The following is a 26,712-nucleotide window of genomic DNA, read 5'->3' as shown; positions in this document are numbered from 1 at the left end:
CCGTGGCGGAAGCAGAAACGTATTTAGACTTACCACTTGAAGACGTTCTAGGTGACAGATTCGGTCGTTATAGTAAATACATTATTCAAGAAAGGGCGCTGCCTGATGCAAGAGATGGCTTAAAACCGGTACAGCGCCGGATTTTATATGCCATGCTGCAGGATGGTAACACAGCAGAAAAGCCATTTCGTAAAGCTGCAAAAACCGTCGGTAATGTGATCGGGAATTATCATCCGCACGGGGACAGCTCTGTGTATGAAGCTTTAGTACGTATGAGTCAAGACTGGAAAGCACGGCACCTGCTTGTACAAATGCACGGCAACAACGGCTCAATTGACGGTGATCCGCCGGCTGCGATGCGTTATACTGAAGCGCGCCTTGCACCGATTGCTAAAGAACTGCTGCGAGATATTGAGAAAGAGACGGTAGAGTTTATACCAAACTTTGATGATACTGAAGAAGAACCCGTAGTGCTTCCAGCTAAGTTTCCAAACCTGCTTGTGAATGGTTCCACCGGTATTTCTTCTGGTTATGCGACAGATATCCCGCCGCATAATTTAAGTGAAGTAATTGATGCGGTTTTAATGCGGATGGATCAGCCGGCTTCTAGCGTGAGCGAGTTAATGGAGGTTATGCCGGGTCCTGATTTCCCAGGAGGGGGCATTTTACAAGGCAAAGACGGCATCAAAAAAGCGTATGAAACGGGGAAAGGCAAAGCGATCCTCCGCGGACTTGCTGAAGTGGAAGAACTGCGCGGCGGCCGCGAGCAAATTGTCATTACAGAGCTGCCGTATGATGTTGTGAAAGCTAATCTTGTGAAGAAAATGGATGAAATCCGGTTTGATAAAAAAGTCGATGGCATTGCTGAAGTTCGTGATGACACTGATCGGACCGGGATGCGGGTTGTCATTGAGCTGAAAAAAGATGCCGATGCAACAAGCATTCTACATTATTTATATAAAAACACAGAACTGCAGATGACTTACAATTTTAATATGGTTGCGATCTCAGACCGGACGCCTGCTTTGTTATCGCTGCCTGAGCTGTTAGATGCTTACATTCAACATCAAAAAGATGTAATTGAAAACCGGTCCACTTACGAACTTCGTAAAGCAAAAGATCGGCTGCACATTGTTGAAGGTCTCGTTTATGCTGTTTCGATTTTAGATGAAGTCATTCAAACGATTCGTTCTTCAGAAAATAAAAAAGATGCTAAAGCCAACTTAATCGAAGCTTATCAATTTACAGATGCTCAGGCAGAAGCGATCGTCAATTTACAGCTTTACCGTTTAACAAACACTGATGTAACAACACTTGAAGAAGAAAAGGCAGAGCTTGAAAAGCGCATTGCTCAGCTTGAAGCCATTTTACAAAGCGAGAAAAAGTTAGCTCTTGAAGTGAAAAAAGAGCTGCGCCAAGTGAGAAAAACGTATCACAATGAACGCCGCACGGTCATTGAAGAAACGGTCGAAGAGTTAAAAATTGATAAAGAAGCGATGATTCCGGCAGAAGATGTGTATGTGACCGTTACAAAAGAAGGTTATATTAAGCGGACGAGCCCGCGTTCTTACCAGGCTTCAAATGATGAGCGGCCGGGCATGAAAGAAACGGACGATTTAATTTACTTCAGTCACGCAAACACGACAGAAACTTTGCTGTTATTTACAGAAAACGGACATTATATTTATATACCGATTTATGAACTGCCTGACATCCGCTGGAAAGATAACGGGCAGCACGTTGCTAATATCGTTCCGATTGATCAAAATGATCGTTTAATTGCTGCTGAACAGATTACGCAGTTCAGTAATGAATGGCTCTTAACTTTCTTTACCGCACAAGGAATGGTAAAGCAGACCCCGCTAAGTGAATATCAGCCTCAGCGTTATTCGAAACCGCTAGTTGCTGTGAAGCTGAAAGGGGAGGACCGTGTTGTTTCAGTCAGCTTAACGAACGGAAACCACCAATTATTTATGGCAACGAAAAACGGGAACGGGCTGCGCTTACATGAAGAACAGGTAAGTGTCACCGGGCAGCGGACCGCCGGCGTCAAAGGTATGAATGTTAAAGATGATGAAGTTGTGGCAGCACTTGCTGTACCCGCACCTTCTGAAGACGAGGCGGTAGTGGCTGTGGTAACACACCGCGGAGCTGCCAAAAAGATGAAATTAACTGAATTCCCATTAAGTAACCGGGCAACGAAAGGACAGTCCATGTTCCGCGAATTGAAAAAAGATCCGCACCGGCTCGTTTATGCAGGCAGTGTACCAGCTTCTGAACAAATTGCCGGCACAACGAAAGAGGGCGACAGCTGGATGAAGCGTTCAGTCCAACATTTAAAGTTAAGCGAACGCTATAGTAATGGCTCCTATATTATTGACACGAAAGAAACCGGCACAATTGCAAGCGTGTGGACATATGTTGATCACGCGCCAGATTCATCTACTTGATACACGTCGCCGGATGAGGTTTACCGTAAAATTATTATGTTAACCTAATGCATCGAAAAGAAGTGGAAAAAGAATAGAAAGAAAAAGGGAGACATCATGAACGCAGCAACACATGTTACTGGAGCAATTGCAGCAGCCGCGCTATATACATTTGTAACTAACGAACCGAATTCCTTTTTCCAAGGAGCAGTATTTGTCGCAAGTACTGCTTTTGGTGGTTTGATACCAGATATTTGCCATCCATCATCGTGGGTGGGGCGGCGTACAAAGCCGATCTCAACAGCCGTAGCTAAAATTTTTGGGCATCGCAGCATTACACACAGCTTGCTGTTTTTATTTATCATTGGTATTTTAACGGATATGATCGCAGGAACGTACGGAAGCCTCATTCAAACAGGTATGCTTATCGGTGCAGCGAGCCACATTATCTTGGATATGATGACCATTCAAGGGGTGCACCTGCTGTACCCGTTAAAAAGCCGTGTACGACTTCCGCTTCACACAAAAACCGGCAGTTTGCTCGGTGAAAGTTTTGTGCACAGCATTTGTGCCGGCTGGCTCATATATTTCAGTTTACATTGGCTGATCTAAAAAACACCAAAACCCGAATGTATGTAACGTGCATTCGGGTTTTTTAATTCTTCTGTCTCAAAAACTCAAGATTTCTTCTGGATTGAGATATTAAGAACAGTTCTCCTCATTTAACTTCCGATAATATATATTATGTAAACTTATAAGTTGTGAAGCGTAGCTAGCTTTCATGTGCGCTATGGTGCTTCTGTTTTTTTGTTAGTCTACAGTCTACTACTCTACGTCCATAAATCATTCAAGTTTTTCTTGCAGCTTTATCTCTCCTTCTAATGTCCGCCTTTTCATCAAATGCTCAATCGTGCAATCGTGTTTTCTCAGCCAATTATCCGTATCGAAACATCTACATATAAACAATAAAAATTTCGTTCAGAAAAAGTTTTTTTGGACTTACTTCAATTTAACGTTCAGCTATGTTCAGATTTGCCTTCATTCAATCCACTTATATTGAATCATAAATACCGTAAACGAACTGTATCATTGGTCATCTTACATAAAGTCAGAAACGCTCAGTGGATCGATGGTTATAAATTCCATTTCTTATAACATCATCTACCTAATGATTCACGTGCTTATTTTAATGTCACACAATGTGTATTTTGTGACATTAACAATATTGGACAAAAATTGACCTTATCCCCTGTGAATCAAGGGTTTCGGCGAATTTTGTTTTATAGTATAATGTAACATATTAAAGGCACGTTGCATTATATACAACGTGAATTTGGAGGGTTGTAATTTGTCGGTACACGGTAAAGCATCACTCATTTCGTTGACAGATGACGAATATGAAAAGCTGCGTAAGCTTTGGGGAGACCGCGTTTTAAAACAACGTATTGCTGAGCTGCAGCGTCAAAAAGAGGATGGATTAAAACGAATTGACTTATCGGATTATCATTCGCTTCGTAGCCGCGGTATGCAGTCAGTCGAACCGATTCGGGATAAACAAGATATTCAACGCATGAAGCGGCTGCTCCGCCGGCGGAATATGCGCGACTATTTTATGTTTGTTCTCGGGATTAATACAGGTCTTAGAGTTGGAGATTTACTGACGTTGCGCGTGCTTGATGTACGTGACCGCACCCACATCGTCATTCAGGAGCAAAAACGGGGAAAAACGAAACGTTTCAAGCTGAATTCAGAGCTACAGCTTGAAATTCAAGACTACACAGAAGATATGGCGGCTGAAGAATACTTATTTCCATCCAAAAAAACAAATCTTCCAATTACACGCGAGCAGGCTTACCGCATCATAAAAAACGCCGCCGATCAGCTTGGGATCGACGGCGCTGGTACACATACGATGCGTAAGACGTTTGGTTATCATTTATACAACCAGACGAAAGATATCGCTCGTCTGCAAAAAATCTTTAATCACTCCGCACCTGAAGTTACGATGCGCTATTTAGGCATCACCCAGGACGAGCTTGATGACTTAGTTGATGATTTTATACTATAGCTAGCTTATGTTTACGGCAGAGAAACCTCTTCAGGCATCTCCTCAAACACTTGATCACGAGAAACAGCAATCCCCTGCCGGCCGTCTGTACCCGTTCTTGACGCATAAACAACGCCAACTGCTTCGCCAGCCTCGTTAAGTACGGGGCTGCCGCTATTTCCACTGTAAATCGGCGTGGAGATTAAAAGCTGTTCATCATTACTTGAAATGACTTCCCCTTCATTTGCAACTCGTGTGAAGCCAAGCGGGTTTCCGACAACATAAGCTTCATCTTGCAAAGAAGCATTTTCCGCAGCAAAAGAGATGGTCGGGAATGTTTCCTCTGCTTGTAATTTCACAAAGGCTAAGTCAGCGGTATCTGAAATATAAATCTCTTCTGCTTCATATAAATCGCCTTCGTCTGTTTCAACCACAACTGCAGCAATGTCTTCAACCACATGCCGGTTCGTCACCACCCATCCCTCTTCCGCAACAAAAAAGCCGGTCCCCCGTGAACGATCAAAAGCGGCTGCCCCCTGTACTGTTACGACAGTTTCTTTCCACGATTGGACATCACTTCGCTGTGATAACTCATTCGATGTTTCTAAAAAGTCAGCTGCCTGCAGCGGAAAGCTGCTTGGAATGGCCGAGAAAACTTGAAATATCATCATAAATGCTACAAGGGAAGCAATGAGCTTCACGCCTATCCGACGACGGCCCCGTTTCTTTTTTTCCTTCGGCGGTTTAACTTCTTTTGCTAAAAAATCTTCTGGATCCGGCTCTTCTTCTTCTGCATCAAAATCAATTAAATCAGCATCAAGGTCGTTATCTATATCTTTTCGTTTATACTCATCCACTTTCAGGCATCCTCTCTTTAAACATCTTACCTTTCAGCTTAATTGAGACCGTAGCTTTTGACAAATGACAAGAACTAACGTATACTAATTCAAAACCGACTAAACAAATGAGGATTGTAAACTAAAGGTGTGGAGGGATGGTCATGAACGCTCATAAATATCACGTTTTAAAAGGGGCGGAAAGTATTTATATCGAAGGCGGGAAAACTGGTATCGTTTTGTCCCACGGGTTTATCGGAACGCCTCAAAGTGTTGAAGTTGTCGCTGAAAAACTGGCTGATGCCGGTTATACCGTATATGCTCCAAGGCTGACGGGTCATGGCACTCACCCTGTTGATTTAGATAACACAACCCGGGCAGATTGGATTGAAGATATATTAGATGCCTGCCACGTGTTACATCAAGTATGTTCTTCCGTGTATGTAGCCGGTCAGTCTATGGGCGGTGCGCTTGCATTACAGGCAGCTGCCAGACTCCCTTGGATTGCCGGCGTTTTAACAATAAACGCAGCCATTGATGTTCCATGGATGAAACGTTTAACAAATAAACAACCATTAGGATTTATTCAAGAAGGTGGCGCCGACATCGCTATGCCGGACGTTTATGAGATTGCTTATGAGCAAGTTTCACTGCGCGCGATGAAAGAGCTTGTTCTATTAGGTCGTGAAACGAAAGCGCTTCTCAACAAAGTCAATTGTCCTGCGGAAGTATTAGTATCTGAAGTCGATCATGTTGTTCCACCGAACAATTCGGGAGTTGTTTTCGAAAGTATCAGTTCTCCTTTAAAAAACAAGACGATCCTTCGAAACTCCTATCACGTTGCAACGATGGATTATGATCAACAGAAGATTGTTCAAACTTTTACCAATTGGATAGAAAAAACGAATAGGTCTCCTGTCAAGGCGCTCATTTAGTTTTCTTCATAGGAGGTGGCCTCAAGCTCGTATTCAAGCACACGTAACGTAACCAGCGGTTCAACGCCCACTTCACGCTGATCAGTCATCTGCTTTTCATACCACGCCTTCCGCCCTTCCGGAAGGCGATTGTCACAAGCGAACCAACTCTCATACAAATCTTTTTCATGCAACTTTCTTTCTTCAGCTTTACGATGAAGCCGGTAAGCTGCATACATATAAAACATAACAAGTGTGATGAAACCACCCCAAAATATAAGGGGGGATAAAGTGATCATCAAATGAATAATAAACCAGATCAAACTAAGTGCGAGCACACCTTCTAAACGGAAACCCTCATTACGTGTTTCTTTGGTTAACTGTAGTATCGTCTGTAAACTCGTGTTCTCCCTTTTATCTTCAGGCAGCTGTTCCACTAGATCGACCACAGCCGATTTTGTCATCATACGGGTAAACCAACGTCCGATTAAAAACAACAGTGCAAGTACAGCTGTGCCGCTCAATAAAAATACAATAGGTCCCAAACCAATCCCCCTTCTCTCTATATAATAATAATAAAAATGAGCAGGAGCGAAACGCCCCTACTCACCTTAAACTTCTTGAAAGTAGTCTTTTTTAAAGCCGCCGATTCGTCCAGTGTCATCAATAATAAAATAAAACTCTTCTGTTTCGTTTTTTACATCGTACACTTTCTCCGGCGTCAATACATTATTTACTTGATATTTCGCTGCATCTGCGTGTACACACCGAAGTTGTTTTATCGTTGCAGCTTCTTCCCATTGTTGATGAATCAAAGCGTCTTCACCTCCACGACCATATGCTCTACACCATTATACGCTCGTATTTCTCATTTCTGCAAACAAATCACGTAACGTAGATACAACGACGGTATTTTCTTTCGTTTCAGCATTTTGCGAAGGATCAATTAAAACACCCTTCATTCCGAAACGCTCAGCCGGAGCAACTTCGTTTAAATAATTATCCCCAATTGATACAGCCTCGTTCGGCCTAACATCATACCGCTCAAGCAGAGAGCTGAAATGATCTTCCGTCAGCGCTGGTTTTTTTGCATTTGCAATCACTTCCGGGAATACACCATCAATGTTCAGCGTATGTAGAAGCCGCTCGACATCATCTTGTTGACTATTTGTAATTAACACGAGATCTTTTTGCATGCCAAGTGCTTCAAGCGCTTCACGCAGGCCGGGGTTTTCATCAAATTGAAAATCCTCCGTCTGCATGAAGTCCTTTGTTCGGCAGTACGCATCATATGTACTGCCGACCCCGTAATGTTTCGCTGCAGCAACCGGTGGCCACCAACCGTCTCCGATGGCAATATAATGATCAAAATCGCATGTGATCGCTTCTTGATACATTGAGTGCTCATCGACTTCTGTTCCGCTCCAATCGAAGATACGTGTGACTTCATTTGTATCTGGTGAAATCACAAGGATCCGGTCGCGTACAGCGTCGTATACACGTCCGATAGCTACAGGGTGTTCTCCCCGCAGCATCGCACGGTAATCCTGCCAGAAAGCATTCTCATTGGCAGGGTCAAGTTTTTTACTTAATTCATTGGCATAAAATTCGAAGTGATCTGTATCTTCATACAATGTACCATCAAGGTCAAAAATAACAAGCTTAATATTTTGCCAATCTAATTTCATAAGCAGCCTCCTACACTAGACGCTTTCTAATATTGGTACTGATCAGGTCAATAATTGTGACCGTAACGATAATGACAAATAAAATCATACCAAGCTCTTCCCAATTTCGGTTTTGAGCTGCAAGGATTAACGGAGCACCGATACCGCCTGCACCGACAATACCAAGTACCGAGGAAGAACGAACGTCAATTTCAAAACGGTACAGTGCATATGATGAAAACTCAGGAAGCACTTGTGGCAGTACGCCGTACCAAAAGACTTGAATTCTGCCGGCACCTGACATACGCAGCGTCTGAACGATCTCCATATCAATCGTTTCAATGACTTCTGCATAAAGCTTACCGAGCATACCGATACAGTTAATCGTAATCGCTAACACACCCGCGTAAGGGCCCATACCAACAGCCGCAACGAAAATAATTGCAAACATAATCTCTGGAAATGCACGAATCCCGTTTAAAATCGTTTTACCAAGTGAGGAAAACGGACCTGATACATTTTGTGCTGCTAAAAAGCCGATTGGAATCGCTAAAATACTACCTACCAACGTACCAGCAAACGCAATTGCGAGCGTCTCAATCATGTAGCCAATTGTCTCCGGTAAGTCGGCAAGTGCAGCCTCATCCATAAATGGACCAATCAACAGGCGGAAAGCAATTTCGCCAGGGGACGAGCCGGAACCTCGGTATTCTAAATCAGTAAAAATAAAGGCCGAGGTATAAAGTGCGATTAGAACAACGGCAACGACCGTAAAATTGGTCCATAATTTCTTTCTCCTCGGATTTGTTAAGTCGTATTGTTTTTCTTGGCTCGCCATTATACTAACCTCTTTCTTAGTACAGTACTAATCCAGTCAATGAGCGTAACCCCTAGGAAAGTGATGACAATCACCGTTGAAATGTTATCGTAGCGGAAAACGCTAAGCTGTTGCTGTAGTAAATAACCAATACCTCCGGCACCGACAAAACCTAGCACAATCGAAGCACGGACGTTGATTTCTAAGACATATAACGTATAAGAAATAAACTGTGGCATAAACTGTGGAATTGCACCGTACATAATGACCTGCAGCGTGTTACCGCCGGATGCGCGAATGGCATCCATCGGACCGTCATCAATGGCCTCGATGGTTTCACTCACAAATTTAATTAAAATCCCTAACGAGAAGAAAAATAACGCCAGCATACCTGAAAGTGCACCAAGTCCGACAATTGCAACAAAAAGTACAGCCCATACAAGGTCTGGTATAGTACGCAGAACATTTAATGAAAGGCGCACAAAATGATAAAGCGCAGCGTTTTTATTAACATTGTTCGCTGCTAAAAATGCAATTGGCAAAGTGAAGATGGCTGTTAAAGTCGTTGCTAAAAATGCAATGTTCCAAGTTTCTAGAAGCGCAAAAAATGCTGTATCAAAATAGCCCCAGTTTGGTGGCCACATATCTTCAATAAAGAAAAGTACAAAGTTCGGAAAACCTTCGATAATCCGGTCCGGGGTGGCGTCGGTTTGATAAGCAGATGCTAAATATAAAGCTACGACAACCAGTAAAACTGTCGTCGTCATCTTCTTCATGCGCGAACTGATAATCGGTATTTTTTTGTTATTGTGCTGTGGTTGATTTTCGTTTGTCATTCAGTCTCAACCTCGCCAAGAAGATCATCTTCTTTAATCGAACGTCCGTAAATGTCTTCAAATGTTTCTTCTGTCACAGCATCTACTTTCCCGTCAAATACCACTTCACCTTCACGAAGGCCGATAATGCGGTCTGCATACTCCATCGACAAATCGATGGCATGCAGGTTGATCACCATTGTGATATTGTCTTCTTTATTAATATCGCGCAAGTCTTTCATTACCGCGTGAGCTGTCGGCGGATCTAAACTTGCGACCGGCTCATCAGCTAAAATGATCCCTGGTTTTTGCGCAAGAGCGCGTGCAATGCTCACTCGCTGCTGCTGTCCACCGCTTAAAGTATCTGCACGTTGATACGCTTTATCTGTAATGCCGACACGATCGAGACAGTTCATCGCAAGTTGTAAATCGTCCTGCGGAAACAAATTAACTAACGTGCGTAGGGTGTTATTATAGCCTAAGCGGCCGGCAAGTACATTTCGTAAGACACTCGAGCGTTTTACTAGGTTATAATTTTGAAAAATCATCCCAATATCGCGCCGCATCTCACGCAATCCTTTTTTCCCTACGGATAAAGCATCTTGATCATCAATGATTAGCTGCCCTTCTGTCGGCCGTACCATTTGGTTAATACTACGGATTAACGTTGATTTCCCTGCTCCGGATAAACCTACAATGACAACAAATTCACCCTTTGGAATTTCTAAGTTGATATTTTTCAAGCCCTGGTAACCATTCGGGTAGGTGAGTGACACATTGTCAAATTTAATCATATTTCATCAACCTCTTTTAGGATTAAGATCAATTCGCTTGCCTCTACACACGAAATTAGGGAAAAACCGATTTCTCGGCCTTTCCCTTTTTTACAATACACAGATAACAGAAGTCTTACTCTTCGATCTCCTCTTGAAAGCGCTCATACGTATCGCGGACAATATCGTAGTCTTCAGAGGATGCTTCTGCAATACCAGTCCAATTGTAAATTTCGTCTAATACTTCTAACATTTCTTCGTCATCGTTAAAAGACATAAACGTTTCACGAATTTCATCAACAAGCTCATCGTTAAGCTCAGAGCGTACCGAAATTGTGTCATTTGGAATTGGATCCGTGTATTCAATTACTTCAACTTCATCGTGGATATCAGGGTGCTCATCTTCTAAGTTGTCTCGTGCATCATCAAATGTTGTTGCAAAATCTGCCTGACCATCCATCAATGATTGCAAGGCGTTGTCATTGCCGCCGGCAATCACGTGTTCAAACTGATCATCAACATCTTCTAAGCCTTCATCAAGCATGTGTGAAGCAGGGAAAAGATAACCTGCCGGCGATGACACATCAGCATATGCCCACACAAGCTCACCTTCATCAGCTTCAAGAATATCATCAAAGCTGTCAATATCACTATCAGCCATCACATTAAACTGAGCAAGATAGTGATCTTCTCCAAAACGGATGGATTTTAAAATCACTTCTACATCTGCGCGTTCTTCAGCCTGGACAAACCCAAGTGGATCTAAAAATCCGATATCAATGGATTGCGTCCGCATTCCCTCAACAAGCGCTGAATAGTCCGTCATTACCTGCGCGTCAATCTCCCGGTCGAGCTCTTCAGACAAGCGATCTGCCAAAGGTTCAACGGTTGTCGCAAGTTCATCAGCGTCTTGTGACGGAATAAAACCCATTGAAAGCGGTCCTTCGCTCCCATCATCAGCACCGTCGCCGCCTGCGCCGCACCCGGCTAAAACAAGCGCACCACTTAAAGCAATTGTTGTTTTTTTCATGTTGTTCAACCCCTTATACATAGTTTACTCTTCAATTTCATCCTGGAAACGCTCGTACGTATCACGAACAATGTCATAATCCTCGGACTCGGCTTCAAGTACGCCTGTCCAGTTATAAACGTCTTCCATGATCTCAATCATTTCTTCATCATCGTTAAATCCTAAAAAGATGTCCGTTAATTCTTCCGTTAATTCTTCCGGCAAGTCACTTCGGTACGAAATCGTATCATTTGGAATCGGCTCTGTGTATTCAATAACTTCAAGGGTGTCGTAAATATCTTCGTGCTCATCTGCTAAGTTATCCCGGGCATCATCAAAAGTTGTGGCTAAATCTGCTTGACCATCAAGAAGGGATTGCAGGGCATTGTCGTGCCCGCCGACTGTTTGATGTCCAAAGTGTTCATTAATATCTTCTAAACCTTCATCAATCAAGTGCGAAGCCGGAAAAAGGTAACCTGCTGTTGAGGTAGTATCACCGTAAGCCCATGTAAGTTCACCTGGTTCTGCTTCAAGCACATCATCAAGGCTCTCAATATCACTATCTTCGTGTACAACAAACTGTGCTAAATACGAATCATCACCAAACCGCTCAGCTTTTAGTGCAACATTCACATCCGCCCGCTCTTCAGCTTGTACAAAGCCTAACGGCGGTAGAAACCCAATATCGATGGATTGTGTCCGCATCCCTTCAACGAGTGCAGCGTAATCGGTCATAACGTTTGCTTCAACACTGATATCATCCAGGTGTTCTTCAAGGTGTTCTTCCATAGGTTCAACTGTAGCTTCAATTTCACCTGCATCCTGAGATGGGACAAATCCCATCGAAAGCTCATCAATGTCACCATTTTCATTGTTGCCGCCTGCTTCATCATCACCACAAGCTGCTAATGCTGCCAATGTTGCCGTTAGCGTCGCACCCATTAACCATTTCTTCACAAGATAACCCCCCAGGATTGTTATTCCGCACAAGACATGGATCCTATGTAATGTCGATAACTAATCAATGATTCGTCGCCTCTCCTCCTTTATAATCCCCCGTTCCCCCCTTTGAATTTATGTGAAAGTTCAACAGGTATTTAGTTCTTTCGGGTGATTTCACGTTAATTCTAGGTGAGAATGAAACAAAAATCAATAAAGCTTTCATATTTTTTTCACAAATTTACGATGAAAGATGTTTAAAAACCGTAAAGATTGTTAAAAATATTAACTTCATAAAAAAAAACCGCGCTCTGTAAAGCGACAGAACGCGGTTCAAAGCATCGATTATAAAATAAACATACCTGCAATGGAAGCGCTGAGTAAAGAAGCTAACGCACCAGCGATAACAGCTCGTACACCAAGCTGAGCAATTTCACGGCGGCGGTCTGGTACGAGACTGCCGATACCGCCGATCAGAATTGCTAAGGAACTAATGTTAGCAAAACCACACAGGGCAAACGTAATCACAATTTCTGCTTTTTCAGAAATGTTACCTGCATCAACTTCCGGCGCGAAGTTTGCATAAGCAACAAATTCATTTAATACAAGCTTTTGACCAATAAAGTTACCGGCCATTAATGCTTCAGACCAAGGTACTCCAACAAGAAACGCAATTGGAGCAAAAATGATACCGAGAATTTGCTCAAGAGTGATTACACCAACACCTGGAATGTTACTTAATAGCTCAAGTCCGCCGTTAACAAGGGCAATTAAAGCGATAAACGCAAGAAGCATTGCACCAACATTTAAGGCAAGCTGTAAACCTGTTGCTGCACCACGGGCGGCAGCATCGATGACGTTTTGAGACTCAGTGTCTTTATGAAGCTTAATTTCATCTGAAGTCTCAGACACTTCAGTTTCCGGCATAATGGTTTTTGCCATAATCAAGCCTGCCGGTGCTGCCATAAAGCTCGCAGCTAAAAGATAATCAAGACGGACACCCAGTAAGGAGTAACCAATCAATACAGACCCGGCAACGGATGCAAGCCCTCCTGTAAGAACGGTGAAAAACTCAGAACGCGTCATCTTGTCTAAGTAAGGTCTTACAACAAGCGGCGCTTCTGTTTGTCCTACAAAGATGTTCGCTGCTGCAGACATGGATTCTGCTTTACTTGTGTTCAATACCCAAGATAAAAACCCGCCGATCACTTTCACGATAAACTGCATAATCCCTAAGTAATACAAGATCGAAATTAATGAAGAGAAAAAGATAATGACAGGTAATACTTGTAACGCGAAAATATTGTCTTCTTCAATATTATCGAATACATCATCAAATAAGAAGAGAATACCTTCATTCGTATAATCAATAATTTCTGCCACTGCAAAGGTTAAACCAGCAAGCGCATTCTCCCCTACGGTTGTACCAAGTACAATAAATGCAAATAAGAGCTGAAACGCAAGCCCGCCGATCAATGGCCGAAGCTTAATATGCTTTTTTCTCTCTGAAGCGAGAAAAGCGAGCAAAAATACGGTCGCTATCCCGAGGATACCCCATAAAATGTTCAAAATGGATCACCACTCCCTTTAGTTTTAAGAAGACATGCATTACTTTATCAAATTAAGGAGTGGTATGTAAACGTTTTATCATGTTGAATATTATTCCTTTGCCTCGTCCTCTTTCAATTGCATATACTTTTCTAAAATCAGTTGTGACTTCTCCGCATCGACCTGCATTAAAAAAGACGTATAATAGCGAAGCAGTCGCTGCTGCAGGTCAAGGCACTGCCCTTCTTTTACAATTAACCGCTCAAATGCATCTTCAGCAATAAATAAAGCGGCAGTTACTTCAGAGAAAAACAAGATCCCGGTTTTTGAAGAAACACCGGGGTGCAGGAGCCCCCGAAGTGTATCCCGCTGTTCAGCTGCCTCTAAAGCTGCTTCTTCATATAACGGCTTTATCCACGTATCAGCAGTAGTACGTCGTTCTAACAGCCAACCTTGAAGTTCATTCAGCCAGCTGATCAAAAGTGGAAGATCAATCAGGTCAATTTTTATTTCAACCCCACGCCTCCTTAAGTGATCCAAACTCACCTCAGAAAACCAAGGCCGGGATGCCCGGTAAAAGGAACGTCGTTTACTCACGTCATCCCCTCCTTAATTACGTTGACTCTGAAACGTCTTCCAGTGCTTTTTCCACATCATTGAGAATCTCTTCAACAGCGCCGGGGCCGTGTTCTGCTACAAGGCATGCTGTTCCAATCGGTGTGTTCCAAAACTCGTCAGGGATAACCGGATTTTTTAAACCCGCCGGCTTATATAGCGCACAATAAATGTTTTGCACGTGCCGGTTTGTCTCTGCGCGATCGTGCACCTTCTCGCCTCTAGCTGTATTAAACACATGCTGCATGGATTTAAAAATGTTCTCGCCTGGCATATAAGCATACAAACGAAAATAGCGCATCCGATCTTTTGCTTTCTCTGTAACAATACTTTGCATGTGCAGATAAGACAACTGTTCCATCATGTGGCGGTAGAGCATTCGAAAAATCCGCCGCTTTTCATCCATCATTACTTCGTTTGTATAAATATTTTGAAGCAGGTGAAATGCCTCTGTTTGCGTACGCATAAAAAGCCCCTCCTTTATTTTGGCTCTGTTAATTTTTGATGAAATGGCAGTGCCAGGCTGGTCTTCCAACTTGCCCGGATTTGTTTAATGGGTGTTTGCCACCCTCTGAAAAGATCCTTCAATGGTAGTTCCACCGGCCGGCGGTTGACGCCGAAGCCAAGTTTCACGGTTAAAGTATTTGTATCATAAACTGCCGTATGAAGTGTACCGTTCCACTGGCTGTAATCGACAGCGGAAATTTGTTCTTGTTTATGCTGCTTTGTTTCATTGAAGCTCTTGTATAAATGTTCAGCAGATATTTCATTTTTCAGCGCCTGTTCAGCGAGGTCCTCCCGCCGGATAGAGTCTGACACAACCTTCCGATTTTCTCGCTGCAACCGCGGCGCTCGAAACCGGTTGGCACAAACTTGTGAGGTTCCTTCAAAAACTGCAACGCCGCGCGGGGAACCTTCTACAACTGCTGTGCGCCCAAGTGCATCAGCCATCGAGTACGAAAAAGCATGGCGGTGCGGAAGTTTTTGCAGCAAAGCAGCGGCTTCTGCGACAGTGTGACACGTCTCAAGTACGATGCGGCAGATGTTCGAACAAACAATGCCTTCAGCAGGTTTAACGCGGTTAACAAAATGATACCCAAGCGCAAGACCGGCTTCATTCATCCCGTCTGTACGACCAATTAAACGTTGACTTATACCGAAAACAGCAAGGCCGTTTTCAGGAAGCGTTATAACCAACCGACCTTCATAAGATTGTGGCTGATAATCATAATTCCGTGCATAAACTCCTGCTGCTGCGGCAGCTGTACATCCAGCTTTCACGCGCGTTCCTTGAAATCCGCTATATTCATGGATGACATCATCTATCGGCCAGTTCAACCCATCTGCTAAACCTTTCAGCTCTTGAAATAAACCTGGACAAAAATGATCGTAAAGGTTTTTCACCTCATTTACCGGCGCAGCGAATCGCTTTTTTGAGCGCTTTAAACGGCGCGTATGGTTCTCGATTAAAGGTGTATTAATTAATGCCCTCCCCTGCTCATACCCAATCTCTTGATATGACCCACTGTAATATAATATCGGAAGGAAAAGTTCTTGAACATCATCGGTCATAAGCGCATTCTCCGTTCAAGCCTTTTTGTAATAAAACCTGCGCTTACTAAAGAAACGAAGGTAAGCACACCGCCGAAAATGATTGCATTGTACGCTTCAGTCCAAAGCCCGGCTCCGCTAAAGATGACACCGGTACCGATGCCTGCATACAACAAACCTCTCGTTTGCAGCATCTGTCTTTGCAGGCGGGTACGCCGTTCTTCTCGAATATACGTGCGTCTAAGCTTTTCAGGTTCATCTAAAAAACCTTGCAGCTTGCCAGGAAGTGCAACGAGCGGGCGGGCATAATAAGCCGCCCAGTCTGTCCAGCTAGAACGGTTATTTACATTCGCTTGAAGCCAGTCCATAACGACCGGGCGGCCGGCTTGAATTAAATCAAGCTGAGGATGCAAGGTATAAATTACGCCTGTAAATGTTGATACCGCCCGACCGAGAAATGCGAATTCTACAGGCAGGTGAATCGGCTGGGTACGAGCAATGTCCTGGATTCTCTCTAAAAATGCTTCCACCTGCTGCTCATCCCAAACCGGCATTCGTTCACCACCGTCAAAAAAGTCTGCCATCATTCGCTCGAGAGCTTCTTTCACCTCGTCTTCATCGGCTTGCGGCAGTAAGAAGCCAAGTAAACGCAGCGCTTCAACAACCTCATCGTACCGATCAAACACAAAGCCTGCCACAAGCTTTTGAATCGCTTCAGCTTGTTTTGGCTCAATCCATTTTGCCATCCCAAAATCAAGAAGAACAATTCTTCCATCTTTTTGAAGCAAAAGATTTCCGGAGTGCGGGTCGGCGTGGAAGATGCCTTCTTGAAGAACTTGATCTAAAAAGCCTTCAAGCAGCTGCTTTGCTATTTTTTCACGATCAAGTCCATGTTCATCAGCAAAGGCTGTATTTGTAATGTTTTCTCCGTCCATCCATTCCATAACGAGTACTTTGTCTGTTGTTAATGACTCATGATAACTTGGAATTACAAAGACAGGGTGATCTTTATATTTCTCTTGAAAAGCTTCACCATTTTTCATTTCTTGTACAAAGTTAAGTTCATCGCCCATGACTTCTTGAACTTCTCTATACATCGCGTTCAAATCCGTTCGCTCATTTAAAGAAGTGAACCGTTTCGCAAGCCAAGTGACAATACGCAAAGCGTAAAAATCAGCTTGAATAATCTTTTGGATGCGTGGGCGCTGCACTTTAACAGCGACTTTAGTGCCGCTTTTAAGCTCAGCGCGGTACACTTGACCGATTGAAGCTGAAGCTACCGGATCGCGACCAATCTGGCCAAGCACCTGCTCCGGTGGAGCTCCCCAGGCTTCTGTCATTACTTGAACACAATCATTCCATGCAACGGCTGGAACTTGGTCAACAAGCTCTGCTAATTCATCAAGAAACGCCGGTGGCATGATATCAGCTCTTGTACTTAAAAACTGCCCGAATTTTATGAGCAGACCTTCAAGCCGTAACGCTTGTTTTTTGTAAACTTGCGCTTGTTTTAGCGCCAGTGCTTCCCATGCTCGCTGACGTTCAGCTTCAGATAACCGCCGGCGGTTTAAGAGAAAGATTTGTAGAAAAAATTTAATGCTCATCCACACAATTGAAAAGATGCGATATATCGTTATGTACTTCATTGGTGCAGGTCACCGCCTGATGCTAAAAAATTTTTATAAGCATATACATATGCATTTTATTCCCTATTGCTCTTTAGAACAAACAAAAAACCGAGGCATAAGCACAGCTTATGCCTCGGTTCAGGGCTCGCAGCTTACCGAAGACACTTTTACAAGCAAGCCCAGCGTCGAACATCTGCAATGAGCTCTACAATCGGGGAGTTTCGGAACTTAGCTTCATGTAGTTCATCATCACATAAATAAATGTGCAATTTATCACGATCGTTAAATGGTTCGATACGTACACCACTAATTTCATCCGTTTCATCTACGACAGGTAGGTTGAGTCTTTCAGCGACAGATGCCTCATTCAATCGGCCTCTTGGTACATCAATGACCACATCAAGCCGGCCTGGCGCTCCACCTGCAATCATACCCCACTGCGTTCCTTTCCATGAACGACAGCCGGTTTTACTGTTTAAAATGATCGCTTCGTCCTTACCTCGTGAAAGCTTTGTATTCGCCCACCCCCTGACTTCAATTGCCGCACACAATTCGTTTGCCTTACGCTTTTCAGGCATATCGATCCCTCCTGTACATTGTGTTTAGGTTAGCCAATGACCACCCAGAAATTGTGAAAACTTTCTGAACTTTGTCCCTGTGTCTGTTCATTGGCTGCGAACCCATTTGGGGGTTACGCTCTCACAAGACACTTAACTATACCCGCTGTAGGCTGTCAGTAATCATCATCTTATGAAAAATTTTAGAAATGATGCTACTGAAATAGAGATTATCCTTAAAAATCAGAATAATCAGTTGAATTAATAATAACATATTATATAATTTTGTCTATGTATTTAAAGTGTTAATAGGTGCTCAAATGCTTATATCCCTTATATGGCAAGGAATGTGTTATTTATTAAAAATTTGTGACGCTCATTATACTACAAATATAAGAAAGCACTGTCTCCGTCTATGTTTGCAACGAAAACAGTGCTTTCACCTCGGGATACACATAAAAGTTAGTGTCCTCCTTTGAAATTCACAGAAGCTTTAAGCCATGGCTTTTTTCATTTCTTTTTTACGGAAATGCTTCACACCTTTTACTTGGATCTGTTGGAAAGGCCCAAATCCGATTAAGTGAAACGTTAGTTGTTCTTTCGTGTTCAAACTTTCATGAACGAAAACCTGAATGTTATCCATTTCGATCATCTGGTAGTCTGAAGTGTTCTCTGGTACTTCATAAGCAACCATTGCATCAATGAACCCGCCGGCAGCTGTACCAAAAAGCGGATGATAAGCATCAAGTTTAATGACCCCACCGTTTTTTTCAATCCAAGCCTCTGTTTTTTTGTTCATGTTCACTTTCATGAAACATTCCCTCCTTTGTGTGTTGACATTTTGCTTTCAAACGTATCTCTGCTTCATGTTGAAAAACAAAAAACAACTTGTACGTCAGATATGCAGAGATATGATGAAATAAAATGAAATGAAAGCAATTGATTAATTTATTTGCTCACATTTCGTATTATATCACATCTCATTCCGTTTAAAACTAGTTGAGTTTAAAAAATTTCTCAACATAAAATTTCAGAAATCTTTGTTTCACAACTTAAAACTACAAAAGCCTCCGCTTAAATCAGACGGAGGATTTTGTAGGCTGCAGGTATTTTATAGTTTAAGTTTGAACAGCATACTTAAGTAAAGTAAATGCGCTCTTGGGTGTGAAGCAAATATAAAGAAATTGTTGAAGGTTTAACAAATGCTAATTGAAACGCTTGTTTATAATACATTAATTGAGGTTGATAATATTCAGAAATGGCGTCTTTTTCATCTTCGTTTTGAAAACGATTCGTTTTAAAATCAACGAGATGCCATCCATCATCATCCTCGTATACGAGATCAATCACGCCTGATATCGTCGTTTTTTCTTGATCATCAAAATACGTGAATGGCATTTCTGTATAAGCTTGCCGTGCGGTGTTCACTTTCTTATAAAGCTCCTCATTTTGAAAGTCAACAATGATGGCTTCGAGTTTTCTTAGTTTATCTGCAAAGCCAAATTCTTGACATAATTGAGCTAACCACTCTGAAGTTATTTCTTGATGATTCATTAGATCTTCTAATGCTTTGTGAACAAGTGCTCCCCATTCAGGTCCGCTCATTTCTTCATCAGCAAGATCTGCTTTTGTCATAGGTGGTTTTCGTTTTTCATCAATCATTGCCGTTGCTGCTGTTTCACTGTAAGTAGGAGAAGATTTTTCGTTTATCCACGCTTCGGTCTCACTTTCTAAGCTGAACCATCCTTCACCAACATCTGGTTCATCAGTTTTAACAGCTTGGATGAGATTGAAATTGGTATTTATCTCTTCTAATGGCGGAAGTGAGGAAATCAGATGCTGCCATGGGTTCTTCTGTTTTTTGTCATCTTCATTCGTGCGACTGATTACAATCATTTGTTCAGCCCGTGTCGCTGCAACATAAGTTAAGCGAGTTTCTTCAGCTTCACTGTACGCTGTTTCAAGTGCAAAAAGCTCTTCCGCATTGTGAGGATGAGCGACCGTTTTTGATTGATACATACCTGTCTTTTTAGAAAACCAAAAATAACCACTACCTTCACCAGACACTCGTTCAATATGTTCTGATGAACGGCTTCCGGGTGTAATGAACTTAACAGGATGTGCTAAAAAAACGTACGGCGCTTCAAGGCCTTTTGCTTTATGAACATTTAAGATTTGTACCGCTTCATATTCGTGAGGCAGTACTGCATCTTCAAATCCCCCTTCTTCAACAAAGCTCCGGAACGTTTGAACCGCTTCAGCAAATGTACCGCTTCCGTTGGCGTTTTCGCGCCTGACGAGCGTGAGTAAATGATGAAGTCGACTTAAATTTTTTTCTGGTTCTTTACGATCTGATGCAAGAAGCGGCCAGGCTGAAGCGAATGCAATCTTTTCTAAAGCATCAATCGGCGAATATAGGTGTACATACTGACGGTAGTTCGACAGCTCTTCATTCGCTTTTTGAAAATTAGTTCCTGCTTTTTCTTCTGTTTCAATTGTTAATGCCTGTCCTGCTGCTTTTTCTGCAACGAAATCATCATCACTCAAACCAAACAACGGCCCACGGTACAGCCGGACAATATTTAAAGGTCGGTGTGGTGCAGCGACGGCTTCGTATAAATAACAAAGTTCCTGCCAGACTGGATCATCACTTAAGTTTAACTCCGTCGCCGCAGTTGCAGGTATGCCAGCTGTTTTTAATGCATCCCGGTAAATGTCCATACCTTCGTTATAACGTGTTAAAATCATAAAGTCTTGAGGCCGGGCTGCTTCTAGTTGAACTTTTTGCTGTATATAACCTGCGATGATTGTCGCTTCACGTTTTAAAACATCAGCTTTTTTACCGGCATCTAATGTAAGTTGATAAATACCTTCCATTTCTTCTTCAGCTGCAGGCTCCGGTGCGATTAATGGCCGGTACGAAGCTTGAGTGCTCGTTTCTAACGCAGGGAGCATCTTTTGAAAAGCTTCATTTAATGGTTCAGTTACTGCCTTTGAGGTACGGAAATTCATCGTTAAGGGAAGAACCCTTCCATTTGTGTTCTTTATAATGTTTTTCATCTCTTGATAAATTTGAATGTCTGCCCTGCGGAATCGGTATATGGATTGTTTCGGATCACCTACGACAAACAGCGATCCAGGGCGCGGCGTCATTTCCCGCCAATTGGAGTGGTCATCATCACTTGCAAGCAGCATGACTAGTTCTGCCTGTACAGGATCCGTATCTTGAAACTCATCAACAAGGAGCACGCGATATTTCTCACGGAAAAAAGCACGAACTTCAAGATTATGTTTTAACATCTGGACGCTGACAGTTAATAAGTCATGATAGGTCAATTTTGATTGCCGCTGTTTTTCAGCTTCATATACACTTAGAGCATCTTGTAAAACCGTAATGACTTTTGGATAACGGTAAGCCCGGTAATCAAACAAGGTCGCAGCGATTGTTTCACAAAATGCCGGTAAAGTGCTGTCACGCAGTTCTTTAGCTGCATCAGCATTCAACCAACGCTTCATTGTAACTTTAGCCGGTTTTTCAAACATCTCCAACAATTGAATTTTTGCTTCATCATTGTTGCGTCTTACATATTGCAAGTACCGTTTCGCATCAATCAGCTGTTTCTGGGCAGCGTCTAAATCAGCCGCTGTTGCTGTGTCAGGAATATTGCGCTCATGTACATGTACAAAGCGTTCAATTTGATGAACTGCTTCCTCAATGTCTGGCCTGTTTACTACATGTGCCGGCCAGTTTACATCTGCGTATGTCCGTACTTGTTCCAGCCATGGACGGATTTCTTGCAGTTCTATTCCTGTTGAAATGAGTTCCTGCATAGTCTCAGGGTCATCCCGCTTTTTTTGTTGAATAAATTTATCCCATACTTTGTCAAGCAGCTCCTGTTCCTCACGATCTTCAATGGTTTCAAATTCTAGATCAAGACCAGCCTCCACGGGCCGTTCGTGAAGCATTTTTGTACAAAAGGCATGTACTGTCCCAATGTAAATTTGATCAACTTCAGCAAGTGCCTGTTCACAGTGGAGCTTCTTTTCTCCTTCTGCCGACGCAGCCTCTTCTTTCAAAGCTTTCCGAAAGCGTTCCTCCATCTCCTGGGCAGCTTTTTGGGTGAAAGTAATGGCAGCAATTTCGTGCACTTCTGCAGCACCGCTCGCAACGGTATTGACCATCCGCTGCACCAAACTGTACGTCTTGCCCGAGCCAGCCCCGGCTTCAACGACAAAATTTTCATTTAGCTCATGAAGAATGGCTTCACGTTCTTGTTCGTCCTGCAGCCTAGTCATACTTACGTACCTCCTGAAACCCTCGATAAATCTCGGGTTGGTCTACGTCCTGTTTTTGTTCGATTAGTTCCTGGTCATAGTGGGTTCGACGACAAACGTCTTGAAAGCGGCAAAACTTACAATCTTCCGGGTCATCTGTTAAATAAAAACGCCCTGTAGCAGCCGTACGACTTAAACGTTCTAAAACCTCGGAAAGCTTCACTTGTTCCTTCTCACCGTACGAAAAACGAACAGAAGCTCCAAGACCTTTTGTTGTCGGATAATCATAACCAGTTTGTCTCACCTTTTGCTTTTCATTTTGTTCATAAGCGGCGGCATAAAGCGCCGGCTGAAGTCTGCGCCCACCTTCAAAGTAACTTGAATCTTTAAATTTTTGGGCACGGCCGGTTTTATAATCAACAATTTCAATGGATTGATCTTCGTATTGATTCACACGATCAATTTTTCCGCGAATTTGAATTGATTCACCATTTTCAGTAGGAATGGCTGTTGGATGATCAACAAACCCAAATCTGTACTCTGTGGAAATTGCTTGATGAGCCGGCTTTTGCTTTTCTACGTTTAAAAATAATTGGCTTGATGCATACAGTTCTCGACGCTCAATGTCACGAGCCGTTAAAGAAGCAGGTGGAATGCGCTCTTCTAAACTGGACATCTTTTCAATAAATAGTTCATCAAGCTTGACTTGTGATAGATTTTCTTCCATATTTATTAACCCTAATCTTACAATATCTTCGTACAGCTCATGTAGCACACTGCCACGTTCTAACGGTGTTAACCAGCGATATTCCTCACTCCGGTCTTCTTCAGGATCTAATTTGAGGACGTAAGACAAATAATAAGCAAATGGACAAGAAGCAAGTGTTTCAAGCTTTGATGCAGAAAACGGCACAGACTCGCGCTTAGGGTCTACAAGTGCAGCCGGATCTTTAAGTACACCATCCCAAGGTGTCCACTTTGAAGAAAATCTTTGCGTTGCGGCTTCTATTAATTGGTGATGCATGGTGTAAAACGATGCTGCTTCACGGGCAAAACGGTGACCCGCACCTAAATGCGCTTTATCATGCCACCAGTCCACCTGATCAAATTTCACATCAAGCGGACGATATGGTTTGTGAATGGTAATGTTTTTTGCCAATGCATCTTCAAGTGCTTGATACAGGTGGGCCTTTACCTGTGGACGGTTTTTTCCAAGATCCATTGATGCATACGAAACATAGAAACTACGGTTATTCCCATTTAGAAAAATCGAAGCCAGTTGCCATAAAGCCCTGCTCGTATGATAAGTGCTTAAATCAAGTTCGCTGTTTAGAGATGCCCGTTCTCCATCAAGCAGCAGTGGATCTTCTGACTGTCGGCCGGGATATCGGGTTTGGTCCATACCGAGTACCCAATGATGGCTGCGGTTGATGTATAAGCCATTTCGGTATGGTGTAATGTGCAGCCTTCCCGGCTTAGGTAAGGAACCGCCTGCATACAATTTACGGCATTCATGATCAATGAGCTGAAGAATATCCATCCATGCGTAATTTTCATCCAAGCATATTTCAACTGCCTCTAGATGTGTTTGTAAAGCTTCATGTACCACAGCTTCTTCACCAGCAAAATCAGGCTGAATCACCTGAAGCATTCGCTTTAAATGATTAGCTGCTGTGCCAAGGTCGAGCTCATCGTAACGGTATTTAACAGGAACACAGTCTAAAACTTGCTTAAACCGAGTAAATAACGCTAAATCGGTAGCACGTCCGCTATATTCAGCCGTTTCATATAGTTGTTGTAAAGCATATTCATTTAAAACTTGAACCCCGCGGTTTTCTAATTCTAAAAGACGTACTTCCGCTTCTTGTACGGCTACATCCGGCCATGAAAATAACCCCTCCTGCATATAATCACGCAAATCCGGTAATTTCATGTCGTTCTGCAACCATTGAACCAGAGCAAAAAAAGCCCGTCCATGTTTCGTATGATGAAGTGGAATTCCTTCAGCAAATGTTGCCGGTAATCCCATCGATGTTACAGATTCGTGTAATAACGGTAAGTAATCCTTCGTCGACGTGTAATGAATGACAACTTCATCAAAGGCATCTACGTTTTGCCTCATCGTTTCAAGCATCGCTCGTACTTCTTCATCTAATGAAAATGCCTCATGCATAGATAAGTTCGCTTGCTTTTGCTTAAGCCCGCGTTCTAGAGAAGGAACTTCTTTTTCTAAAAAGGAAAGCGGCTGGTTTGGCATCGGTGCATCAGCAGAAGATTCAGGCGCAGCAGTATAAACTGGAATATAGTCTTTAACCGTTAATAATAGCTCTCTTTCAAGCTTGTGGTATGCATCATGCGGAAAGAAAACGACAGCTGAAGGTAAAAATGTGCGTTCTACTGACGATACAGCTTTCTTTAAAATGTCTGCTTCATCGAACGCTTCTAAACTGTGCTTAATTGTTTCATACACGCGCTCCAATTTGGCAAGGTCTCGTGCCTTATCTGGATGAACAAAAGTTTCTTCACTCATTTTAGAAGCATTCAAGCCTGCTCGTTTAATGTCTAGTAAAGTTGTCATCATTTGATCAATGAAATTTGGAGAAATTGTAATGTTTGTAAAGTAGTTTAACTCCTGCTTCGACGCCTTCAATGCTTGATAAAGCCGGCGGTGAATACCATTTCGGTCCATACGTTTTGATGCTGTGTCTCCTCCAACCGCAGCGTCTGCCAACTGATCCATCGTCACTACTTTCACATTAAGAAGGGAAATCCCATTTTCTGCTAATGTTTTCATGATTAATCGTCCGTCACGAGTTGACGGAACCACCAACCAAACCGGCTCGATCGGATACGCCTCGCAAACTTCTTGCAGCTGCTTAAGCATCGCGTCATCCATGTAAAAAACTCCTTTTATTCACATAGGAACAGAAAAATTTGTAAACTCAAAACGAAACAAGACCCCTTCCTATATAAGGAAGAGGCCGTATCTGCTGGTTGAAGAGTTAACCTTCGAGCAGCAGATTTTCTGGTTCTTCAAGTAGCTCTTTAACTTTTACGAGAAAGCTAACAGCTTCTTTGCCGTCCACAATGCGGTGATCGTAAGAGAGTGCAATATACATCATCGGACGATTTTCCATGTTTTCTTCGTCAATGGCAACTGGACGCCACTGGATTTTATGCATGCCAAGGATCCCTACCTGTGGGGTATTTAGAATCGGCGTGGATAATAAAGAACCGAATACGCCGCCATTGGTAATGGTAAATGAGCCACCTTGCAGATCGGAAATTTGCAGCTGATTGTTTTGAGCTTTTTTCGATAAGTCTACAACTTCTTGTTCAATATCAGCAAAAGTTTTCTTATCAGCATCACGTACAACCGGAACAATTAGACCTTCCTCTGTCGATACAGCCATGCCAATATCATAGAATTGCTTACGCACAATTTCACTACCTTGAATCTCAGCATTCAAGTAAGGGTATTGCTTCAGAGCACCGATGACTGCTTTTGTAAAGAAAGACATGAAACCAAGACGCACATCATGCATTTCTTGAAACCGGTCTTTACGACGCTTACGGAGTTCCATGACTGCGCTCATATCAATTTCATTAAATGTTGTGAGCATTGCTGAAGTTTGTTGAGCTTCAACAAGGCGGTTTGCAATTGTTTGACGGCGACGGGACATCCGCTCGCGCACAACCGGCTTACCTTCAAATTCATCTTTTTCTTTCGGCTTAGAATCCTGCTTCTTCTCTTCTTTTTGTTTTGGTGCAGAAGCTTTTTCTTTGTTTTGTTCGTAGTTTTCTACATCTTCTGTACGAACACGACCGAGTGGATCGCGGACCGGCACGGCGTTTAAGTCAATGCCTTTTTCGCGTGCAAGTTTACGCGCAGCTGGAGAAGCGACAGGTTTCTCACCGGAATCGTCCGCCTCAACATCATCACTCTCTTCAGAAGAACTGCTTTCTTCTGCAGGCTTTGCTTCCTCTTTAGGCGCTTCTTTTGCTTCGGTTTCTCCCGCAGAGCTATCGCTGCTGGAGCTGTCTGCGTTCTCGTCAACAACTGCAATAGCATCTCCAACCTCAACAGTGTCGCCAGCTTCTTTTAAAAACTTTTGAATAACACCGGACTGTTCTGCTGTTACTTCTACGTTAACTTTATCAGTTTCAAGTTCAGCAATATTTTCACCTTGGTTAACGTACTCACCCGGTTCTTTTAAAAATTGTGCAATCGTTCCTTCTGTAATTGATTCGGCTAATTCTGGTACTTTAATCTCTGCCATTTCAAGTTCCTC

Annotated in this window: 23 protein-coding genes; 4 read left to right on the top strand and 19 right to left on the bottom strand. The window is 42.8% G+C overall.

Annotated elements, in window-relative coordinates:
- The first annotated feature begins 2 nt into the window (after window positions 1-2).
- The 3 genes from parC to B0H94_RS03950 all read left to right on the top strand — a co-directional run bounded on the left by parC (window position 3) and on the right by B0H94_RS03950 (window position 4,497).
- Entirely contained in the window at window positions 3-2,450 is a 2,448-nt protein-coding gene (gene parC, locus B0H94_RS03960) for a DNA topoisomerase IV subunit A (RefSeq protein WP_106587943.1), read from the top strand.
- Between the two features lie 96 nt (window positions 2,451-2,546).
- Window positions 2,547-3,041: a metal-dependent hydrolase gene (locus B0H94_RS03955; RefSeq protein ID WP_106587942.1), complete on the top strand. Its 495-nt coding sequence runs from the start codon at window positions 2,547-2,549 to the stop codon at window positions 3,039-3,041.
- Between the two features lie 913 nt (window positions 3,042-3,954).
- The gene (locus B0H94_RS03950) at window positions 3,955-4,497 is read left to right on the top strand and encodes a site-specific integrase (RefSeq protein ID WP_106587974.1); all 543 of its coding nucleotides are present in this window, start codon (window positions 3,955-3,957) and stop codon (window positions 4,495-4,497) included.
- Window positions 4,498-4,508: 11 nt separating this feature from the next.
- Here the strand turns inward: B0H94_RS03950 and B0H94_RS03945 are convergent, their stop codons facing one another.
- Window positions 4,509-5,333, bottom strand: coding sequence for a S1 family peptidase (locus B0H94_RS03945; protein WP_106587941.1), 825 nt, complete (start codon window positions 5,331-5,333; stop codon window positions 4,509-4,511).
- Between the two features lie 143 nt (window positions 5,334-5,476).
- Here B0H94_RS03945 and B0H94_RS03940 point away from each other — a divergent pair, with 143 nt between their 5' ends.
- The gene (locus tag B0H94_RS03940) at window positions 5,477-6,247 is read left to right on the top strand and encodes an alpha/beta hydrolase (protein ID WP_181315244.1); all 771 of its coding nucleotides are present in this window, start codon (window positions 5,477-5,479) and stop codon (window positions 6,245-6,247) included.
- Here B0H94_RS03940 and B0H94_RS03935 read toward each other — a convergent pair.
- The 18 genes from B0H94_RS03935 to odhB all read right to left on the bottom strand — a co-directional run bounded on the left by B0H94_RS03935 (window position 6,244) and on the right by odhB (window position 26,700).
- Window positions 6,244-6,771, bottom strand: a complete 528-nt coding sequence (locus B0H94_RS03935; RefSeq protein WP_106587939.1) for a hypothetical protein — start codon at window positions 6,769-6,771, stop codon at window positions 6,244-6,246. The two genes, B0H94_RS03940 and B0H94_RS03935, sit on opposite strands and share 4 nt — an antisense overlap.
- A gap of 66 nt (window positions 6,772-6,837) precedes the next feature.
- On the bottom strand, window positions 6,838-7,041 hold the full coding sequence (locus B0H94_RS03930; RefSeq protein ID WP_106587938.1) for a DUF6501 family protein: 204 nt from the start codon (window positions 7,039-7,041) through the stop codon (window positions 6,838-6,840).
- A 36-nt stretch (window positions 7,042-7,077) separates the two neighbouring features.
- A complete protein-coding gene (locus B0H94_RS03925; RefSeq protein ID WP_106587937.1) occupies window positions 7,078-7,914 on the bottom strand; it encodes an HAD family hydrolase in 837 nt (278 codons plus the stop codon).
- Between the two features lie 10 nt (window positions 7,915-7,924).
- Window positions 7,925-8,731 (bottom strand): phosphonate ABC transporter, permease protein PhnE, encoded by an 807-nt coding sequence (phnE, locus tag B0H94_RS03920; RefSeq protein ID WP_106587936.1) that lies wholly within the window; start codon window positions 8,729-8,731, stop codon window positions 7,925-7,927.
- Entirely contained in the window at window positions 8,731-9,546 is an 816-nt protein-coding gene (gene phnE / locus B0H94_RS03915; RefSeq protein ID WP_106587935.1) for a phosphonate ABC transporter, permease protein PhnE, read from the bottom strand. Before phnE (B0H94_RS03915) ends, phnE (B0H94_RS03920) begins: the two co-directional genes overlap by 1 nt.
- Complete coding sequence (gene phnC / locus B0H94_RS03910; protein WP_106587934.1) at window positions 9,543-10,319, bottom strand: phosphonate ABC transporter ATP-binding protein; 777 nt, start codon at window positions 10,317-10,319, stop codon at window positions 9,543-9,545. Before phnC ends, phnE (B0H94_RS03915) begins: the two co-directional genes overlap by 4 nt.
- Before the next feature lie 115 nt (window positions 10,320-10,434).
- Window positions 10,435-11,328 (bottom strand): phosphate/phosphite/phosphonate ABC transporter substrate-binding protein, encoded by an 894-nt coding sequence (locus B0H94_RS03905; protein WP_106587933.1) that lies wholly within the window; start codon window positions 11,326-11,328, stop codon window positions 10,435-10,437.
- Window positions 11,329-11,352: 24 nt separating this feature from the next.
- A complete protein-coding gene (locus B0H94_RS03900; RefSeq protein ID WP_106587932.1) occupies window positions 11,353-12,264 on the bottom strand; it encodes a phosphate/phosphite/phosphonate ABC transporter substrate-binding protein in 912 nt (303 codons plus the stop codon).
- Between the two features lie 327 nt (window positions 12,265-12,591).
- On the bottom strand, window positions 12,592-13,815 hold the full coding sequence (locus tag B0H94_RS03895; RefSeq protein ID WP_106587931.1) for a NupC/NupG family nucleoside CNT transporter: 1,224 nt from the start codon (window positions 13,813-13,815) through the stop codon (window positions 12,592-12,594).
- A 90-nt stretch (window positions 13,816-13,905) separates the two neighbouring features.
- Window positions 13,906-14,391 (bottom strand): hypothetical protein, encoded by a 486-nt coding sequence (locus B0H94_RS03890; protein ID WP_106587930.1) that lies wholly within the window; start codon window positions 14,389-14,391, stop codon window positions 13,906-13,908.
- Between the two features lie 16 nt (window positions 14,392-14,407).
- Window positions 14,408-14,875, bottom strand: coding sequence for a hypothetical protein (locus B0H94_RS03885; protein WP_106587929.1), 468 nt, complete (start codon window positions 14,873-14,875; stop codon window positions 14,408-14,410).
- Window positions 14,876-14,889: 14 nt separating this feature from the next.
- The gene (locus B0H94_RS03880; RefSeq protein WP_106587928.1) at window positions 14,890-15,981 is read right to left on the bottom strand and encodes a C45 family autoproteolytic acyltransferase/hydrolase; all 1,092 of its coding nucleotides are present in this window, start codon (window positions 15,979-15,981) and stop codon (window positions 14,890-14,892) included.
- Entirely contained in the window at window positions 15,978-17,606 is a 1,629-nt protein-coding gene (locus B0H94_RS03875; RefSeq protein WP_106587927.1) for an ABC1 kinase family protein, read from the bottom strand. Before B0H94_RS03875 ends, B0H94_RS03880 begins: the two co-directional genes overlap by 4 nt.
- 149 nt (window positions 17,607-17,755) lie before the next feature.
- On the bottom strand, window positions 17,756-18,166 hold the full coding sequence (locus B0H94_RS03870; protein ID WP_106587926.1) for a hypothetical protein: 411 nt from the start codon (window positions 18,164-18,166) through the stop codon (window positions 17,756-17,758).
- A gap of 472 nt (window positions 18,167-18,638) precedes the next feature.
- Window positions 18,639-18,956 carry a CC/Se motif family (seleno)protein gene (locus B0H94_RS03865; protein ID WP_106587925.1) on the bottom strand — a complete coding sequence of 106 codons (318 nt, stop codon included), beginning with the start codon at window positions 18,954-18,956 and terminating at the stop codon, window positions 18,639-18,641.
- Window positions 18,957-19,282: 326 nt separating this feature from the next.
- Entirely contained in the window at window positions 19,283-22,441 is a 3,159-nt protein-coding gene (locus B0H94_RS03860) for a UvrD-helicase domain-containing protein (RefSeq protein ID WP_106587924.1), read from the bottom strand.
- Complete coding sequence (locus tag B0H94_RS03855; RefSeq protein ID WP_106587923.1) at window positions 22,434-25,316, bottom strand: PD-(D/E)XK nuclease family protein; 2,883 nt, start codon at window positions 25,314-25,316, stop codon at window positions 22,434-22,436. The genes B0H94_RS03860 and B0H94_RS03855 overlap by 8 nt, the downstream gene beginning before the upstream one ends.
- A 106-nt stretch (window positions 25,317-25,422) precedes the next feature.
- Window positions 25,423-26,700, bottom strand: a complete 1,278-nt coding sequence (gene odhB, locus B0H94_RS03850) for a 2-oxoglutarate dehydrogenase complex dihydrolipoyllysine-residue succinyltransferase (protein ID WP_106587922.1) — start codon at window positions 26,698-26,700, stop codon at window positions 25,423-25,425.
- Window positions 26,701-26,712 lie beyond the last annotated feature (12 nt).

The organism is Salsuginibacillus halophilus (assembly GCF_003014715.1).
Lineage (GTDB): Bacteria > Bacillota > Bacilli > Bacillales > Marinococcaceae > Salsuginibacillus > Salsuginibacillus halophilus.
This window is presented reverse-complemented; position numbering and strand designations above follow the sequence as displayed.

Bases quoted from the DNA above. Each gene is read 5' to 3' on its own strand.
- B0H94_RS03955 (WP_106587942.1), top strand. From the start codon at position 2,547: ATGAACGCAGCAACACATGTTACTGGAGCAATTGCAGCAGCCGCGCTA.
- B0H94_RS03950 (WP_106587974.1), top strand. From the start codon at position 3,955: ATGCAGTCAGTCGAACCGATTCGGGATAAACAAGATATTCAACGCATG.
- B0H94_RS03940 (WP_181315244.1), top strand. From the start codon at position 5,477: ATGAACGCTCATAAATATCACGTTTTAAAAGGGGCGGAAAGTATTTAT.
- B0H94_RS03925 (WP_106587937.1), bottom strand. From the start codon at position 7,914: ATGAAATTAGATTGGCAAAATATTAAGCTTGTTATTTTTGACCTTGAT.
- phnE (WP_106587936.1), bottom strand. From the start codon at position 8,731: ATGGCGAGCCAAGAAAAACAATACGACTTAACAAATCCGAGGAGAAAG.
- phnE (WP_106587935.1), bottom strand. From the start codon at position 9,546: ATGACAAACGAAAATCAACCACAGCACAATAACAAAAAAATACCGATT.
- phnC (WP_106587934.1), bottom strand. From the start codon at position 10,319: ATGATTAAATTTGACAATGTGTCACTCACCTACCCGAATGGTTACCAG.
- B0H94_RS03905 (WP_106587933.1), bottom strand. From the start codon at position 11,328: ATGAAAAAAACAACAATTGCTTTAAGTGGTGCGCTTGTTTTAGCCGGG.
- B0H94_RS03885 (WP_106587929.1), bottom strand. From the start codon at position 14,875: ATGCGTACGCAAACAGAGGCATTTCACCTGCTTCAAAATATTTATACA.
- B0H94_RS03880 (WP_106587928.1), bottom strand. From the start codon at position 15,981: ATGACCGATGATGTTCAAGAACTTTTCCTTCCGATATTATATTACAGT.
- B0H94_RS03875 (WP_106587927.1), bottom strand. From the start codon at position 17,606: ATGAAGTACATAACGATATATCGCATCTTTTCAATTGTGTGGATGAGC.
- B0H94_RS03870 (WP_106587926.1), bottom strand. From the start codon at position 18,166: ATGCCTGAAAAGCGTAAGGCAAACGAATTGTGTGCGGCAATTGAAGTC.
- B0H94_RS03865 (WP_106587925.1), bottom strand. From the start codon at position 18,956: ATGAAAGTGAACATGAACAAAAAAACAGAGGCTTGGATTGAAAAAAAC.
- B0H94_RS03860 (WP_106587924.1), bottom strand. From the start codon at position 22,441: ATGACTAGGCTGCAGGACGAACAAGAACGTGAAGCCATTCTTCATGAG.
- B0H94_RS03855 (WP_106587923.1), bottom strand. From the start codon at position 25,316: ATGGATGACGCGATGCTTAAGCAGCTGCAAGAAGTTTGCGAGGCGTAT.
- odhB (WP_106587922.1), bottom strand. From the start codon at position 26,700: ATGGCAGAGATTAAAGTACCAGAATTAGCCGAATCAATTACAGAAGGA.